The following is a 15,560-nucleotide window of genomic DNA, read 5'->3' as shown; positions in this document are numbered from 1 at the left end:
TTACCTAAACATTAAGTTTTTATTTTGTTTCTATTTTAAAAAATAGAATAAAATAATAATGATATATTTGAATTAGTTGTGGCGAGGAAAAACCAAACCCCAAAAACTATTTTTTTTGCTATGAAGAAGTATAAAAACACTATTTTCTATTTGATTGTAACAGGTTGCTTTTCAGTACTTATGTATTGGATTATTACAAAAGGAAAACTGCTAGAAGCAACAGAAGTCATTGAAAAACCCGCTAGTGGCAAGGGTTCTTGGGCTGATTTTTTGATCTCCATGCAACATAATTTTCAAGAACCTTTGGCTATTTTGTTGGCGCAAATTGTGACCATCATTTTAGTAGCTCGTTTTTTTGGATGGGTTTTCAGAAAAATAGGGCAACCCTCTGTGATTGGTGAAATCATTGCAGGAATTGTGTTGGGGCCGTCTTTGTTAGGAATGTATTTTCCGGAGTTCTCGGCGATTTTGTTTCCTGTTGCTTCTTTGGGTAACTTAAAGTTTTTGAGTCAAATTGGTTTGATTCTGTTCATGTTTGTGATTGGGATGGAATTGGATTTGAAAATATTGAAAAATAAAGCCAACGAAGCCATTGTCATTAGTCATGCGAGTATAATTATTCCTTTTGCACTCGGAATCGGATTAGCCTATTTTGTATACAATCAGTTTGCTCCTGAAGGCGTGACGTTTTTGTCTTTTAGTTTATTCATGGGTATTGCTTTGAGTATTACTGCTTTTCCGGTTTTGGCCCGAATTGTACAGGAACGTGGCATTCATAAAACCAGGTTAGGAGCTATAGTAATCACTTGCGCTGCCGCTGATGATATTACTGCATGGTGTATCTTGGCAGTTGTAATTGCCATTGTAAAAGCGGGTAATTTTGTCAGTTCATTATATATCATCTCACTCGCGGTGTTGTACGTTGTGGCAATGATTTATGTAGTAAAACCGTTTTTAAAACGTATTGGCGATTTGTACGGTTCCAAAGAAAGCATAGTAAAACCTGTTGTTGCTATTTTCTTTTTGGTACTTATTATGTCTTCTTACGCGACTGAAGTGATCGGGATTCATGCCCTTTTTGGTGCTTTTATGGCGGGTGTTATTATGCCTGATGTTCCAAAATTCAGAACTATTTTTATTGATAAAGTGGAGGATGTAGCGCTGATACTTTTACTTCCGTTGTTCTTTGTTTTTACAGGTTTAAAAACTGAAATTGGCCTTATCAGTGATCCTTATCTTTTAAAAGTGACAGGATTTATTATTTTGGTAGCTGTTGTTGGTAAATTTCTTGGTAGTGCTTTGGCAGCAAAGTTTGTTGGGCAATCTTGGCGTGATAGTTTTACAATTGGCGCTTTAATGAATACCAGAGGATTGATGGAGTTGATTGTTTTGAACATTGGTTTGGAATTGAAAGTACTAACTCCAGAAGTTTTTACAATGATGGTAATTATGGCCTTGGTTACGACTTTTATGACCGGTCCAGCGCTTGATTTGATTAATTTTATTTTTAAAACTAAAGATGGTGCGGATGTTTTAGAACCTATAAACGATAATAAATACCGCGTTTTGATATCTTTCGGTAATAACGAAAAAGGAAAATCTTTGTTGCGATTGGCGAATAGCTTAACCAAACGACAAAAAAACACCTCTAGTGTTACCGTGATGCACTTGTCTTTGAGTGATGAGGTGCATACCTTTAATATGGAAGACAAGGAAAAAAACAGTTTCCATCCTATTGTTGAAGAATCTCAGGTGCTTAAACAAGAGATCACTACGATTTTTAAAGCCACTACAGATATTGAAACCGAAATTGCCGATGTAGCCAATCAAGGAGATTATGATTTGCTGTTGGTAGGACTTGGAAAATCTATTTTTGAAGGTACGATTTTGGGTAAAGTAATTGGTTTTACTACTCGAATTATAAATCCGGATCGCTTAATTGATAAATTTACGGGTAAGGAAGGTTTGTTCGAAAACTCACCGTTTGATGAGCGAACGAGACAAATTATCTCCAAAACCAAAATGCCAATTGGGATTTTAATTGACAAAGATTTACAAGAAGTGCAAAATGTTTTTGTACCTGTTTTTAGTACCGAAGATGCCTTTGTGATTGATTACATCCAAAAACTGATTTACAACAACAATTCTAAAGTGATTATTTTAGATGTAAATGGTCATGTGGCTACAAATTTTGTTATGAATAGTGCTGTAGATTCTTTAGAACAAAAACATCCAAATAATATCAGTTTGATTACTGAAAAAACCATCAAGAAAGAGTTTTTGGCCCAACAAAATTTGATGTTAATTAGTCTCGAAAGCTGGAAACAACTAGTTGATTCGCGTAGTGTTTGGTTGAGCGGAGTACCATCAGTATTAATTGTAAAACAATAATATGAATTGGATTTTATTGATTATTGGTGGCCTGTTCGAAGTAGGTTTTGCAACTTGTTTAGGCAAAGCCAAAGAAAGTACGGGTACGGCAGCTACATTATGGTTGCTCGGTTTTTTGGCATGTTTAACAATAAGTATGGTATTGCTTTATAAAGCTACGCAAACCTTACCCATAGGAACCGCATACGCAGTTTGGACCGGGATTGGCGCAGTAGGAACTGTGCTGGTGGGTATTTTTGTATTCAAGGAACCGGCTGATTTTTGGCGTCTGTTTTTTATTACCACCTTAATTAGTTCTATCATAGGATTGAAATTCGTTTCAAGTCATTAGTGATATTTAAATTTTTATTGTTTTAAGATTGTCTTATTTTAGATAACTTATTTTAAGTACAATGTAATTTCTACAATGTAACAAACCTAACCAATTATTAACCAAAACGATTATGATTCTAACCACAACCAACTCTATCGAAGATTATAAAATTCTCGAATACAACGGCATTGTTTCAGGTACTGCTATTAACATGCAAAAAATGGGTTTGACTTTTAGCATGCAAAAATACTATGACGGCATTGCTGAAAGTATTGCAGAAGTGAGAGAAAAGGCATTTGCAAACTTAAAAGTAAATGCCGAAAAAATGAGTGCCAATGCAGTTGTAGGAATTCAAGTAGATGTGGAGCTCAAAAGTGGCGAAGGATTAATCACTGTAATGATAACGGGAACTGCCGTGAGTATTGTAAAGCGCTAGGATATTGCTTTTTTTCTAAACTAGTTTAGCTTTAAACATAGCAAACGACTAGTTCCTTAAAACTACAAAATAACCGCCTCGTTTTCTCAACAAGGCGGTTTTAAAATATTTGTCAGATAGGTTTACACCTTCATGATTTCGGCTTCTTTTACCACTAACAGTTCATCATTTTTTTTGATAAAACTGTTGGTTAAGTTTTGTACTTCTTCTTCGGCACTATTATCGTTAGTCAGCTTGTAGTAGTAGCGGATAAATATACCAAAGTTTATGGTTAATAACGAACCTCTACAACTACAATAGCGACTTTCAGATATACTGAAAGCCGCTATTGCTACAAACTGTGGTTGTACCTAGTTAATTTAATTCATCGTACATGTTGTGCATCCCGTACAATAATATGCTGTATAACCAAACATACCCTCTTTCTCTAATTTACAACTACCTCCACTAGTGCCACTACAACTACAACCTTTTGGACCACCTGCATCTTCCAGTGAAGCTAATCTTAAATTTGGTAAAAGTTTACTGATTTTAGGATCTTTAGGAATTACTAAACCTAATTCTACTCCAAATAGATAAGTTTTAGCAAATACAAATTTAGTACTATTCATTTTACTTAATTCAGATTTAAAATTTGGTTTATCAATATGTTTATAAATTAAATCGTATCCCTTTTTAATTTCATTTCTAAACTCTTCGACCTTAAATATTCCAACTTTACCCAAATCAGATAAACTAGCCATTTCATCAGTTTTTGTGTCTATTTTATCATTGTCAATAAAAACAACTCCTTCAATTCTTGAAGCTGATAAACTTTTGGTTCTTTTTCCAGTACAAGAACCAGTACAATTTGATTGCAAACAGCCATAACCTACAGAATCATTATAAAAGGTTGTACAGCTACCATCTGCTGAACAAGTACATGAGTATCCAGCTCCCGCATCAGCTAATCTAAATGAACCTTCTTTTTCATCAAATAATAAAAATTTGTAGCCTGTTGGTAATTCAAATTCCACCTCGTTGTGTTCTTTATTTGTATAAAACCACTTGGTATTTTTTGGCAGATAAATATTACTACCTATTAATGTTTTATTTTTAAGTGTTTCTCTTTTGACAGAACTATAATCAATGTCACTTGTATTGTCATTGCAGGATATAATGTTTAACGAAAGACTTAAAACAAAAATTATCAATGCAATGGAAATTAATTTAATTTTCATGATTAAAATGTTTTAATTAGTAATATATTGAAATATAGAATTTGTTGAGTTCAATAAACTTAATCCCTGTAAGTTAAAGATACAATATTTTGACTTACAGGGTTAATTCTCGAAGATTTTCTGCCTTTTGAATGTCATTTTCTATTTAATTAGGTACAACATATGAATTCACGTATGGGCAAGTAGTAACTATTAAAATTTCGTAGTAAGCTTTTGTGGAGTCGGTACAGTCTTGTCCAGGTGCATGGCCAGCACTAGAACCGCAATAATGTGTTATTAAAGATGCTGATGAAGAACAATCGTCTGCAGTTTTTGCTGTTGTAGTATTGGCCTGTTTTTGAGGTTGACCGTTTAATATTCTGCTTTCTGCTCTAATCTTTTTTTTGAGATCCAGTATCTGGATTTTCCCGGAAAAGGAATCAATGTTTAAGTATTCAATGGGAGTATCAGGAATATATTTTAAATACCCTACTTTTTCTGTATCTCGATCTTTTGTAATTACATAATACATAAAATACGGGTTTTTTGTAGAATAATTATTTAGCAATAGTAGGTATGTTGTGTATTCATTACCCTTGACTATTTTTGTAAAATATACAGGGGCTATTTCACTACTTTTCTGTGTAATGCCTTGTAGTGTACTAGTTTTGAAAGTTTCAGTTTGATTTAGTATTAGTGGGTTCTCAATGACTGACAGTACTTTATCTAGGCTTATTTTCTCAGAATTTATATAATCTTTAGTTGTTGCGTCATTGTTTGTGATGCCCTCTTCGGTACTACATGCTTGTGTAAAAACAAGAATTAATACTATAAATAGACTTTTTGCAGTGACCTCAGCTTAGTTGTTTGTTTGTTTGTTTGTTTGTTTGTTTCAACATAATTTTAGTTTAAAGTTAGTTTTAATGGTGTTATCGCTCTTTAATGACTAACCAATATCCTTACATAGGACATTTACAATAAATTGCAACAAGCTTTTACCAAAATTAGAACAATATTTTCATTCTATTTTACGGTTTTTATGTTAAAATTTTACGGTTTTTTTACACTTTAAATCAATGTTTTAATTCGGTTCATTTCCTAAATAGCAGGATATTAATTTCTGATGTATTTGTTTGAAGTCATATTGTTTCATTATGTAGCACAAAAAAACCGCCTCGTTTTCTCAACAAGGCGGTTTTTAAAATATTTATAAATCAGGTTTACACCTTCATGATTTCGGCTTCTTTTACCACAAATAGTTCATCAATTTTTTTGATAAAACTGTTGGTTAAGTTTTGAACCTCTTCTTCGGCACTTTTACAAATGTCTTCTGAGGTACCGTCTTTTTCTAATTTTTTGATTTCGGTGTTGGCATCTTTACGAGCATTACGAATACCAATTTTTGCATCTTCAGCCTCTGCTTTGGCTTGTTTGGCCAATTCCTTACGACGATCTTCTGTCAAAGGTGGAACACTAATGATTACTACATCACCATTATTCATTGGGTTAAAGCCCAAATTAGCAATCATAATAGCTTTTTCAATTGGGTGAAGCATGCTTTTTTCAAACGGCTGTAACGTAATTGTTCTAGCATCTGGCACACTGATTTTTGAAACCTGTGACAAAGGCGTAGCTGCTCCGTAATAATCAACAAAAACACTTCCTAACATAGCAGGCGATGCTTTTCCGGCACGGATATTTAAAAATTCTTTTTCTAAATGCGCAATAGAACCCGCCATTGATTCTTGTGTGCTATCTAATATAAAATCAATTTCTTCAGTCATAATTTTAATTTTCAGTTTTCAGCAACAGTTTTTAGTTTAAGCCGCACTTGCGACTGTAAACTGTAACTGTATACTATATATTTACTACAGTTCCTATATTTTCGCCTTGGCAAATTTTAAGTAAGTTACCCACTTTGTTCATGTCAAAAACTACAATAGGCAATTTGTTTTCTTGACTTAAAGTGAATGCAGTGGTATCCATTACATTCAATCCTTTTTTCAAAACATCTTCAAAAGAGATAAAATCAAATTTTACTGCTGATGAATTCTTTTCTGGATCAGAATCATATACACCATCAACACGCGTTCCTTTTAAAATTACATCGGCATTAATTTCAATTCCTCTTAAAACCGCTGCAGTATCTGTTGTAAAATAAGGGTTTCCGGTTCCGGCACCAAAAATTACAATTCTACCTTTTTCAAGATGTCTGTCGGCTCTCCTTTTAATGTAAGGCTCAGCGATTGACTCCATTTTTAAAGCCGTTTGTAAACGGGTTTTCATTCCTTTTTCTTCAAGAGCGCCCTGCAAAGCCATTCCGTTGATTACGGTAGCAAGCATTCCCATATAATCGCCTTGTACACGATCCATACCAGCACTTGCGCCTGCAACTCCTCTAAAAATATTTCCACCACCTATTACAATGGCAATTTCTACTCCCTTAGCGTGAATTTGCTTAATTTCGTCAGCGTATTCAGCTAATCTTTTAGGATCAATTCCGTATTGTAAGTCGCCCATTAAGGCTTCTCCACTTAATTTCAGTAGAATTCTTTTGTATTTCATGTGTGTGTTGCGTTGATTGGTGCAAATATAGAATTTTCTTTTTTTTTAAAATAATCTTGACTCTATTTTATAAAGCTAGTTTTTCATACGAATTTTTGGCTGATTGATAACCAATTTGGAACACCTGATCCATCTTTAGTTTGCTGGTTTCAAAGGTGCTATAAATACAGAGTTCTTTGGGTTCAATGACCCAATCGCACATATTAAATTTATGAATATTGGAGTTGGCCGATAACAAATCAAAGGCGCGCGTTGTCACTGCTTTGATTGAGTTTAAATCAGAAGCTTCAATTTTCTGAATCGGGCTTACGTAAACTCCAATAATTGTATCGCACTGTCCTAATAAAATGTCAGTAGGAAAGTGGTTCAGGATTCCACCATCACTGTAAATATTGCCATCGATGGCATAGGGTGAAATTATTCCCGGAAAAGCAGATGAGGCTAAAACGGCATCAACCACCTTTGTGTCGGGATGAAATATTTTTAACTTCCCGCGTACCATATCAGTTGCAGTTATTTGAAGCGGAATGTTTAAATCGGCCAAAGTCGCTTCTTTAAAAATGGCTTTAAAATAGATTTTAAACGATTCAGAATCGATTAAACCCGCTTTTTTAAAAGTTAAATGTTTCCAATTAAAAAGATAAATCGATTTAAAAAAAGCTAAAATTTCATCAGGTGTTTTACCACAGGCATACAATGCACCTACTATTGATCCAGCGCTTGTTCCTGCAATTATACTGGGCTTTATGCCTTTTTCTTCTAAAAATTTAATCGCACCAGCGTGAGCCAATCCTTTGGAGCCTCCACCCGAAAGTACTAATCCTATCGATTTTGTTTCTAAATCCATTGTGTTTATTTGTGCTAAAATTACTTATTTTTTTTAAGCAGGGTCGTTTCTGAGAAATTAAAATTCCATTTATGCCTAACTTTGTGTTTCAAAAAATGCAACTCATGAAACAAGAAATTGAACAAGCCTTGGCTAAAAGTTATACATACGATGGCTACAAGCAGTTGGTTACTAATTTGCTATTAGATGGTAAATCAACGGGACATATACAGAGTGAAGATTTAACGCACTACAGTCAGCTCAATGAAACACGCATGAAGCGTTTGGATAAAACAATTGTGATTACTGAGGCAGTTGCCGCCCAATTGAAGAGTATTAAACAGAACTACTTATTTTTGGTTATTTCTGAGGGATGGTGCGGTGATGCAGCTCAAATATTACCAATTATCAATAAAATGGTGAATTTGGCGCCTACCATTGATTTGAAGATTGTTTTGCGTGATGACAATGAGCCGCTCATGAACTTATTTTTAACGAATAATGCCAAATCTATTCCGATTTTGATTTGTATAAATTCAGATACAAATGAAGTGCTAACGAGTTGGGGACCAAGACCCAAACCTGCTGTAGAACTGGTTGAGAATTACAAAAAAGAGTTTGGGGTTATTGATGCAACGCTTAAAACCAACTTGCAAAAATGGTATCATGACGATAAAGGTCTAGCTACTCAAAGTGAAATCTTACAAATTATTTTGAGATAAAGTTATTTGTAATAAATAAATAAAAGAAAATTCTGAAAAAAATATTCAATCTATCGACGAATAAACTAAAAAGTTCGCTCAAATACATCATTTTGAGTTTTATATTTCTTTTAAGAAAAATTAATTCTCAAGACTAAAAAATAATCGTAACTTGCTGAAAGATAACCAAATCTATTAATTGATTTACTTTTTTTATACATGTTTCGCATTGTTTAACAATTAAAAAAACAGTATCATGAAAAATTTATTTGAAAGATTGTATGATTATTTGTCTCTGGTTTTATTTGGTGGAAAAAACATTCCTCATTACTAATCGTAAACTAAACCCAGAAAGAGTAAAAGTATGAAGTGAAAATTACTTTTTACCTTTAGAAAAAACACATCGCAAATTTCAGTTTGAATTTGTCATGTGTTTTTGTCTTTTATAACACAATCAAAATATATAAAGGTGTCTTTAAATCAGTTGTTAGTGATTTTACTTTGCAGTTAAACTTTCTTCAAAATCGATAACATTAATTCCGTTTTTAACATCGTAATCTCCAATTTTTGTTCTTCGTAAAACGGTCAAATGAGAACCAGATTGCATGGCTTTACCGAAATCATAGGCTAAAGAACGAATGTATGTTCCTTTACTGCAAACTACCCTGAAATCAACTTCGGGTAATGCAATTCGGGTTATTTCAAACTCGTGAATGGTGGTTTTTCGACTCGCAATTTCAATACTTTCTCCTGCACGAGCGTGCTCATACAAGCGGACGCCGTCTTTTTTTATTGCCGAAAAAATAGGAGGTATTTGATCAATTTCACCAAGAAATTGTTTCACGGTTTCATGAATTAAGCTTTCGTTTATGTGTTCTGTTGGGAAAGTTTGGTCAATTTCTGTTTCTAAATCATAGGAAGGTGTTGTGGCTCCAATGAAAAAAGTTCCAGTGTATTCTTTGGCTTGACCTTGAAGTTCAGCAATTCTTTTGGTAAACTTTCCGGTACAAACTATTAATAAACCACTTGCTAGTGGATCTAAGGTGCCTGCATGACCAATCTTGAATTTTTTGGGCAATCCAACTTTATTAATCAAAGCATATTTTAGCTTGTTCACCGCCTGAAAAGAACTCCAATTTAATGGTTTGTCAATAAGTAAAATTTGTCCGTTTTGGTAATCTTCGACTGTCATCGCTGGAATTTATTTAAAGTATGAAAAGTAAATCAGTAAAAAGATCCCAACTATTATTCGGTACCAACCCCAAGGTTTGAAACCGTATTTTTTGATGATTTCGATAAAGAATTTTATTGCAATAATGGCAACTATAAAAGCAACTATGTTACCAATTATAAAAAGCTGAATATTTTGATCTGATTTTAAAATAAGTTCATAACCCTTCATCTGTGAGCTTTCGTAGGTCTTTAAGAATACAGAGTAGCAAGTAACGGCCATCATGGTTGGAACTGCCAGAAAAAATGAAAATTCGGCTGCAGCATGTCGTGACAACCCTTGTTGCATACCGCCAATAATGGATGCCGCAGATCGACTAGTGCCGGGCATCATGGCCAAACACTGCCAAAAGCCAATGGTCACGGCTTTTTTTATAGAAATATCCTCTTCTTTTAAAACGGTAGGATTTTTAAAATAGTTGTCTATAAAAAGTAATACAACACCTCCTAAAATAAGAACTATGGCAATAGGGATAGGATTTCCTAGAACAGCTTCTATTTTGTCATCAAATAGTTTACCTAATACGAGTGCAGGTATAACAGCGCAAAATAGTTTGAGGTAAAAATTAAATTTAGAAAAATCAAAGAATTTTTTCCAATACAAAGCAACAACCGCCAAGATGGCACCAAATTGAATCGAGACTTGAAAAAGTTTCACAAAATCATCTTCTTGTATTCCGAAATACGAACTCAAAAAAACCATGTGAGCCGTTGATGAAACCGGCAGGTATTCTGTTAATCCTTCGATGATAGCAATCAAAAACGCTTGTAATGTATTCATTTATGCCTTTTTGGGATTCTTAAGAATGGCATAAATAGTAATTCCAAAACCGATTAAAACAGTTGTTGGTGCCAATCTAATTCTTCTAAAATTGAAAATATCTTCGCTAAATACATTAGGATCTTCGCTACCGCCACCAGACATTAAAACAAAGCCTAAGGCTATTACTCCAAGTCCAATTAAAAGAAATTTGTAGTTAACTTTCTCAAACAAAAATTCGTTTTTTTTATCCTTATCTTCCATTTGTACGTGCTAATTTTTTACTTAACGATATAACTCTGAACAGTGACTCAATATTAATTTCTAATAAAGATCGTCTGTGCGTAAATTCAAGAATCTTTGTGTAGCAAAATAAGTACTTAGCCAAGTGATCACAATTCCTATTGCTAATACACCTATTAATACCAAAATAATTGATCCTTTATCATTGAAGATTCCCAAAAGCGGAAAGTTAGTATCAATATAAAATAATACGCCAAGTAAAGCTATAACTGCTAAACCTGCACCAATCATACCGAGTTTAATACTGCGCATAACAAATGGTTTACGAATAAAAGATTTTGTTGCTCCTACCATTTGCATGGTTTTGATTATAAATCGATTCGAATAGATTGATAATCTAAGCGAACTGTTGATTAACAAAACAGCAATGACAGCCAAGAAACTACTCACGATTAAAATCCACATACTTACTTTATTGATATTGTCGTTTACCAGATTAACCAATTGTTTGTCATATACAATATCAGATATCATTGTGTTTTTACGTAATTGTGCTTCAATTTTTGTAATGCTATCATTTACTACATAATCTCCTTTGAAGTGAATGTCGTACGAGTTTTGCAATGGGTTTTCGCCAAGAAAAGTCATAAAATCTTCGCCAATAATATCGGTGTGCTCTTTTGCAGCAGCTTCTTTAGTCACATATTTGTGTGAGCGTACAAACGGACTTGTTTTTAATTGTTGGTCAAAACTTTTTACAATACTATCATTAGCCTCGTTTTTAAAAAACACAGTCATGGCTATATTTTCTTTAAAATCGTTAGCTAATTTTTTAGAATTAATGATAAAAAGCCCTAAAATTCCCAGTAAAAATAACACTAAGAATACACTTAACACTACTGAAAAATAAGAAGAAATTAAACGGCGTTTTTGGAAATTATCAAAGGAAGAACTCATAGTATGTTGAAATTATGGGGTAAAAATAATAAACAATTTCTTTATTTAAAGTTAATAACGTTCAAAGTTTCAACTTTCGTACAATAAACGTAAATTTGGCATCTAAAAACAGTGATCTCAATAAATCTAAGAATCTTAGAACCTTAGTTACTCAGAACCTAATAGAAATGAAATACAATCCCAACGAAATTGAAGCCAAATGGCAAAAATATTGGTTAGAAAACCAAACTTTTAAAGCCGAAAACCACTCTGCTAAACCTAAATATTACGTTTTAGACATGTTTCCTTACCCTTCTGGAGCGGGCTTGCACGTAGGGCATCCGCTGGGATACATTGCCTCTGATGTATACTCGCGTTACAAGAGACATCAAGGTTTTAATGTGCTTCATCCTATGGGTTACGACAGTTTTGGGTTGCCTGCAGAGCAGTACGCTATTCAAACGGGTCAACGTCCGGAGGATACAACTCGGGTGAACATTGACGGTGGTGTGGACAAAGAAGGAAACCAAATTGCGGGTTACAGAAAGCAATTAGATAAAATAGGATTCTCTTTTGATTGGAGTCGTGAAGTGCGTACTTCAAATCCAGATTATTACAAGCATACACAATGGATTTTCATCCAATTGTTCAACTCTTGGTACAATAAAAACAGCGATAAAGCGGAAGATATTGCAACCTTAATTGCCTTGTTTGAAAAAGAAGGAAATGCAACTGTCAATGCAGTTTGTGATGAAAATATAGATCCTTTTTCAGCTGAAGAATGGAACGCTTTCGCAAAAGATACTCAGGAAAAAATCCTCTTGCAATACCGATTGACGTATTTAGCGGAGACCGAAGTAAACTGGTGCCCCGGATTAGGAACGGTTTTGGCCAATGATGAAATTGTAAATGGCGTTTCGGAACGTGGCGGATTTACAGTAGTTCGTAAAAAAATGACGCAATGGAGCATGCGCATTTCAGCCTATGCGGAACGCTTATTGCAAGGTTTGAATGATATCGACTGGAGCGAAAGCATTAAAGAAAGTCAAAGAAACTGGATTGGGAAATCAGTCGGTGCGATGGTTTCTTTTAAAGTCGAAAGTCAAAAGTTGAAGGTCGAAAGTGAGCAACAATATATCGATGTTTTCACAACAAGACCCGATACTATTTTTGGAGTTACGTTTATGACCTTGGCTCCAGAGCATCCTTTGGTTCAAGAAATCACTACTGCCGAACAAAAAGCAGAAGTAGAAGCCTATATCGAAAAAACGTCAAAACGTTCTGAGAGGGAACGTATGGCCGATGTAAAAACAATTTCGGGAGTATTCACAGGAGCTTTTGCAGAACATCCGTTTACCAAAGAACCAATTCCGGTTTGGATTGGTGATTATGTTTTGGCGGGATACGGAACAGGTGCGGTAATGGCGGTTCCTTGTGGAGACGAGAGAGATTATGCTTTTGCGAATTTCTTCAAAGGTCAAAACGGAATGCTAGCTATCAAAAACATATTCGATCAAGACATTTCGGAAGCTGCATTTGGAGCCAAAGAAGGGTTTCAATTAGTCGATTCTGATTTTTTAAATGGATTAGATTATAAAAAAGGAACTCAAAAAGTAATAGAAGAACTTGAAAAAATAAACCAAGGAAAAGGGAAAATCAATTACCGTTTGCGTGATGCGGTTTTCTCTCGCCAGCGTTATTGGGGAGAGCCTTTTCCGGTGTATTATGTAAATGGCTTGCCGCAAATGATTGATGCGCAACATTTGCCTATCATTTTACCTGAAGTGGAGAAATATTTACCAACCGAAGACGGTTTACCACCTTTAGGAAACGCGGCTGTTTGGGCTTGGGACAGTGTAAATAACAAAGTTGTCGAAACGAGTTCGGTAGACAATGCAACTATTTTTCCTCTAGAATTGAACACCATGCCAGGTTGGGCTGGAAGTTCATACTACTGGATGCGTTATATGGATGCGCACAACGAAACCGAATTTGCAAGTCAAGAAGCGCTTAACTATTGGCAAAATGTTGATTTGTATATAGGAGGAAACGAACATGCAACCGGACACTTGTTGTACTCTCGTTTTTGGAACAAATTCCTGAAAGACAAAGGCTTTGCACCAACCGAAGAACCATTCAAAAAATTGATCAATCAAGGGATGATTTTGGGAACGAGTGCTTTCGTTTATCGATTAGAAGGAACAAATACTTTTATTTCAAAAAATAGTATTGCAGGACAATCAGTTCAACCAATTCACGCTGATGTTTCAATGGTGAATTCGTCTGATGAATTAGATATTCAAAGATTTAAAGCTTGGAGAGAAGATTACGCAGATTCGGAATTTATTTTAGACGAAAACGGTAAATATATCGTTGGTCGTGAAGTTGAAAAAATGTCGAAATCTAAATACAATGTGGTTACTCCGGATGCTATTTGTGAAGAATACGGAGCCGATACCTTGCGTTTGTATGAAATGTTTTTAGGACCATTGGAACAAGCGAAACCTTGGAATACAGCAGGAATTTCGGGAGTTTTTGGTTTCTTGAAAAAATTATGGCGTTTGTATTTCGATGATAATGGTTTGATTGTTACCGATGACGCACCAACCAAAGACAACTTAAAATCATTGCACAAAACCATCAAGAAAGTAGCTGAGGATATTGAAGGATTTTCTTTCAACACTTCGGTTTCACAGTTTATGATTTGTGTGAACGAATTGTCTGCTCAAAACTGTCATTCTCGTGCTATCTTAGAACCATTGGCTATTGTGATTTCGCCTTACGCGCCTCACATTGCCGAAGAATTATGGTCGTTACTAGGTCATGAAGGTTCGATAGCAGCAGTTCCTTTCCCTGTTTTTGATCCAAAACATTTGGTAGAAAGTGAGAAAGAATATCCAGTTTCTTTCAACGGAAAAATGCGTTTTACATTAGTTTTACCTTTGGATTTAACCGCAGCACAAATCGAGGAAATCGTTATGAAAGACGAAAGAACTATCAAACAACTAGATGGTAAAACACCAAACAAGGTGATTATTGTTCCAGGTAAAATAATTAACTTGGTGGGATAACCTATCAATTTCAATATTTAAAATTCCAAATTCCAATTTCAAAATTGGGTTTGGAATTTTTTTTAGGATTATTTAACTAATGCCAATTTGACATTTTTACAAATTGGTGCAAATTTTGCTATTTCTTTAGTAACTTTAAAAAAAATAAAAAAATAAGATATGTTAGGATTTAGTTTACCATCAATGATATTAATGGGCGGTATTATGCTAGCAAGTTGGTTAGTTAGCTCAAGATTAAAAAGCAAATTTGAACACTATTCAAAGTTGCATTTGCAAAACGGAATGTCGGGCGCTGAAATTGCCGAGAAAATGCTAGCCGATAATGGAATTCGTGATGTAAGAGTGATTTCAACTCCGGGTCGTTTAACGGATCACTATAATCCTGCTGATAAAACAGTAAATTTAAGTGAAGCGGTGTACAATCAGCGCAATGCTGCAGCTGCGGCCGTAGCGGCTCACGAATGCGGACACGCGGTACAACACGCTGTAGGATATGAATGGCTTACGATGCGTTCGAAGTTGGTTCCTGTTGTAAATGTGGCATCAACTTACATGCAATGGATTTTGTTAGCGGGAATTGTAATGCTAAAAACGTTTCCAGGACTTTTACTAGTGGGAATTATAATTTTTGCTGCAACAACCTTGTTTTCAATTGTTACTTTGCCAGTGGAGTATGATGCAAGTAACCGTGCTTTGGCTTGGTTAGAAAACAAAAGAATGCTTACACCACAAGAACAGGCTGGTGCAAAAGATTCTTTAAAATGGGCAGCCAGAACCTATGTGGTAGCTGCATTAGGATCAATAGCAACGTTGTTGTATTATATTTCAATTTATATGGGAGGAAGAAGAGACTAATTCTTCAATTTGCAGATAACTATTTATCAAATCC

At 34.7% G+C, this 15,560-nt stretch carries 15 protein-coding genes and 1 pseudogene; 6 read left to right on the top strand and 10 right to left on the bottom strand.

Going from position 1 to position 15,560, the window contains the following annotated elements; translation table 11 throughout:
* Window positions 1-120: 120 nt before the first annotated feature.
* The 3 genes from KBJ98_RS01880 (at window position 121) to KBJ98_RS01870 (ending at window position 3,140) form a co-directional block, all read left to right on the top strand.
* Complete coding sequence (locus KBJ98_RS01880; protein WP_210787994.1) at window positions 121-2,391, top strand: cation:proton antiporter; 2,271 nt, start codon at window positions 121-123, stop codon at window positions 2,389-2,391.
* A 1-nt stretch (window position 2,392) separates the two neighbouring features.
* Window positions 2,393-2,722 (top strand): DMT family transporter, encoded by a 330-nt coding sequence (locus tag KBJ98_RS01875; protein WP_166132870.1) that lies wholly within the window; start codon window positions 2,393-2,395, stop codon window positions 2,720-2,722.
* A 112-nt stretch (window positions 2,723-2,834) separates the two neighbouring features.
* The gene (locus KBJ98_RS01870) at window positions 2,835-3,140 is read left to right on the top strand and encodes a YbjQ family protein (RefSeq protein ID WP_210787993.1); all 306 of its coding nucleotides are present in this window, start codon (window positions 2,835-2,837) and stop codon (window positions 3,138-3,140) included.
* 122 nt (window positions 3,141-3,262) lie between these two features.
* On the opposite strand, the pseudogene KBJ98_RS15245 reads toward KBJ98_RS01870, so the two are convergent.
* The 6 genes and pseudogenes from KBJ98_RS15245 to KBJ98_RS01845 all read right to left on the bottom strand — a co-directional run.
* A pseudogene (locus KBJ98_RS15245) lies at window positions 3,263-3,358 on the bottom strand (ribosome recycling factor); the annotation flags it as partial.
* A 141-nt stretch (window positions 3,359-3,499) separates the two neighbouring features.
* Entirely contained in the window at window positions 3,500-4,360 is an 861-nt protein-coding gene (locus tag KBJ98_RS01865; RefSeq protein ID WP_210787992.1) for a hypothetical protein, read from the bottom strand.
* A 145-nt stretch (window positions 4,361-4,505) separates the two neighbouring features.
* Window positions 4,506-4,871 carry a hypothetical protein gene (locus KBJ98_RS01860; RefSeq protein WP_210787991.1) on the bottom strand — a complete coding sequence of 122 codons (366 nt, stop codon included), beginning with the start codon at window positions 4,869-4,871 and terminating at the stop codon, window positions 4,506-4,508.
* A 688-nt stretch (window positions 4,872-5,559) separates the two neighbouring features.
* Window positions 5,560-6,123 carry a ribosome recycling factor gene (frr, locus tag KBJ98_RS01855; protein ID WP_210787990.1) on the bottom strand — a complete coding sequence of 188 codons (564 nt, stop codon included), beginning with the start codon at window positions 6,121-6,123 and terminating at the stop codon, window positions 5,560-5,562.
* 73 nt (window positions 6,124-6,196) lie between these two features.
* Window positions 6,197-6,904, bottom strand: a complete 708-nt coding sequence (pyrH, locus tag KBJ98_RS01850; protein ID WP_210787989.1) for a UMP kinase — start codon at window positions 6,902-6,904, stop codon at window positions 6,197-6,199.
* 67 nt (window positions 6,905-6,971) lie between these two features.
* Window positions 6,972-7,751 carry a patatin-like phospholipase family protein gene (locus KBJ98_RS01845; protein WP_210787988.1) on the bottom strand — a complete coding sequence of 260 codons (780 nt, stop codon included), beginning with the start codon at window positions 7,749-7,751 and terminating at the stop codon, window positions 6,972-6,974.
* Between the two features lie 104 nt (window positions 7,752-7,855).
* On the opposite strand from KBJ98_RS01845, the gene KBJ98_RS01840 reads away from it, so the two are divergent.
* Window positions 7,856-8,452, top strand: coding sequence for a thioredoxin family protein (locus tag KBJ98_RS01840; RefSeq protein WP_210787987.1), 597 nt, complete (start codon window positions 7,856-7,858; stop codon window positions 8,450-8,452).
* Between the two features lie 475 nt (window positions 8,453-8,927).
* On the opposite strand, the gene truB is transcribed toward KBJ98_RS01840, so the two are convergent.
* From truB to KBJ98_RS01820, 4 genes are read right to left on the bottom strand one after another with little or no spacing between them, the layout of a single operon-like run.
* The gene (truB, locus tag KBJ98_RS01835; RefSeq protein WP_210787986.1) at window positions 8,928-9,623 is read right to left on the bottom strand and encodes a tRNA pseudouridine(55) synthase TruB; all 696 of its coding nucleotides are present in this window, start codon (window positions 9,621-9,623) and stop codon (window positions 8,928-8,930) included.
* Between the two features lie 9 nt (window positions 9,624-9,632).
* Window positions 9,633-10,442 (bottom strand): undecaprenyl-diphosphate phosphatase, encoded by an 810-nt coding sequence (locus tag KBJ98_RS01830; RefSeq protein ID WP_210787985.1) that lies wholly within the window; start codon window positions 10,440-10,442, stop codon window positions 9,633-9,635.
* The gene (locus tag KBJ98_RS01825) at window positions 10,443-10,685 is read right to left on the bottom strand and encodes a DUF3098 domain-containing protein (RefSeq protein ID WP_210787984.1); all 243 of its coding nucleotides are present in this window, start codon (window positions 10,683-10,685) and stop codon (window positions 10,443-10,445) included.
* A 60-nt stretch (window positions 10,686-10,745) separates the two neighbouring features.
* Entirely contained in the window at window positions 10,746-11,621 is an 876-nt protein-coding gene (locus KBJ98_RS01820) for a cell division protein FtsX (protein ID WP_210787983.1), read from the bottom strand.
* 167 nt (window positions 11,622-11,788) lie between these two features.
* On the opposite strand from KBJ98_RS01820, the gene leuS reads away from it, so the two are divergent.
* Both leuS and KBJ98_RS01810 read left to right on the top strand, forming a co-directional pair.
* A complete protein-coding gene (gene leuS, locus KBJ98_RS01815; RefSeq protein WP_210787982.1) occupies window positions 11,789-14,671 on the top strand; it encodes a leucine--tRNA ligase in 2,883 nt (960 codons plus the stop codon).
* Between the two features lie 159 nt (window positions 14,672-14,830).
* Window positions 14,831-15,526, top strand: coding sequence for a zinc metallopeptidase (locus tag KBJ98_RS01810; RefSeq protein WP_225899043.1), 696 nt, complete (start codon window positions 14,831-14,833; stop codon window positions 15,524-15,526).
* The last annotated feature ends 34 nt before the right edge of the window (window positions 15,527-15,560 follow it).

Source organism: Flavobacterium erciyesense, assembly GCF_018069925.1.
GTDB classification, from domain to species: domain Bacteria; phylum Bacteroidota; class Bacteroidia; order Flavobacteriales; family Flavobacteriaceae; genus Flavobacterium; species Flavobacterium erciyesense.
The sequence above is the reverse complement of the archived record's forward strand: the minus strand, read 5'-3'. Positions and strand labels throughout refer to the sequence as shown.

Coding starts and splice junctions, on each gene's coding strand:
- KBJ98_RS01875 (WP_166132870.1), top strand. CDS start 2,393: ATGAATTGGATTTTATTGATTATTGGTGGCCTGTTCGAAGTAGGTTTT.
- KBJ98_RS01830 (WP_210787985.1), bottom strand. CDS start 10,442: ATGAATACATTACAAGCGTTTTTGATTGCTATCATCGAAGGATTAACA.
- KBJ98_RS01810 (WP_225899043.1), top strand. CDS start 14,831: ATGTTAGGATTTAGTTTACCATCAATGATATTAATGGGCGGTATTATG.
- KBJ98_RS01870 (WP_210787993.1), top strand. CDS start 2,835: ATGATTCTAACCACAACCAACTCTATCGAAGATTATAAAATTCTCGAA.
- KBJ98_RS01820 (WP_210787983.1), bottom strand. CDS start 11,621: ATGAGTTCTTCCTTTGATAATTTCCAAAAACGCCGTTTAATTTCTTCT.
- frr (WP_210787990.1), bottom strand. CDS start 6,123: ATGACTGAAGAAATTGATTTTATATTAGATAGCACACAAGAATCAATG.
- KBJ98_RS01840 (WP_210787987.1), top strand. CDS start 7,856: ATGAAACAAGAAATTGAACAAGCCTTGGCTAAAAGTTATACATACGAT.
- truB (WP_210787986.1), bottom strand. CDS start 9,623: ATGACAGTCGAAGATTACCAAAACGGACAAATTTTACTTATTGACAAA.
- KBJ98_RS01845 (WP_210787988.1), bottom strand. CDS start 7,751: ATGGATTTAGAAACAAAATCGATAGGATTAGTACTTTCGGGTGGAGGC.
- KBJ98_RS01865 (WP_210787992.1), bottom strand. CDS start 4,360: ATGAAAATTAAATTAATTTCCATTGCATTGATAATTTTTGTTTTAAGT.
- KBJ98_RS01825 (WP_210787984.1), bottom strand. CDS start 10,685: ATGGAAGATAAGGATAAAAAAAACGAATTTTTGTTTGAGAAAGTTAAC.
- KBJ98_RS01880 (WP_210787994.1), top strand. CDS start 121: ATGAAGAAGTATAAAAACACTATTTTCTATTTGATTGTAACAGGTTGC.
- KBJ98_RS01860 (WP_210787991.1), bottom strand. CDS start 4,871: ATGTATTATGTAATTACAAAAGATCGAGATACAGAAAAAGTAGGGTAT.
- pyrH (WP_210787989.1), bottom strand. CDS start 6,904: ATGAAATACAAAAGAATTCTACTGAAATTAAGTGGAGAAGCCTTAATG.
- leuS (WP_210787982.1), top strand. CDS start 11,789: ATGAAATACAATCCCAACGAAATTGAAGCCAAATGGCAAAAATATTGG.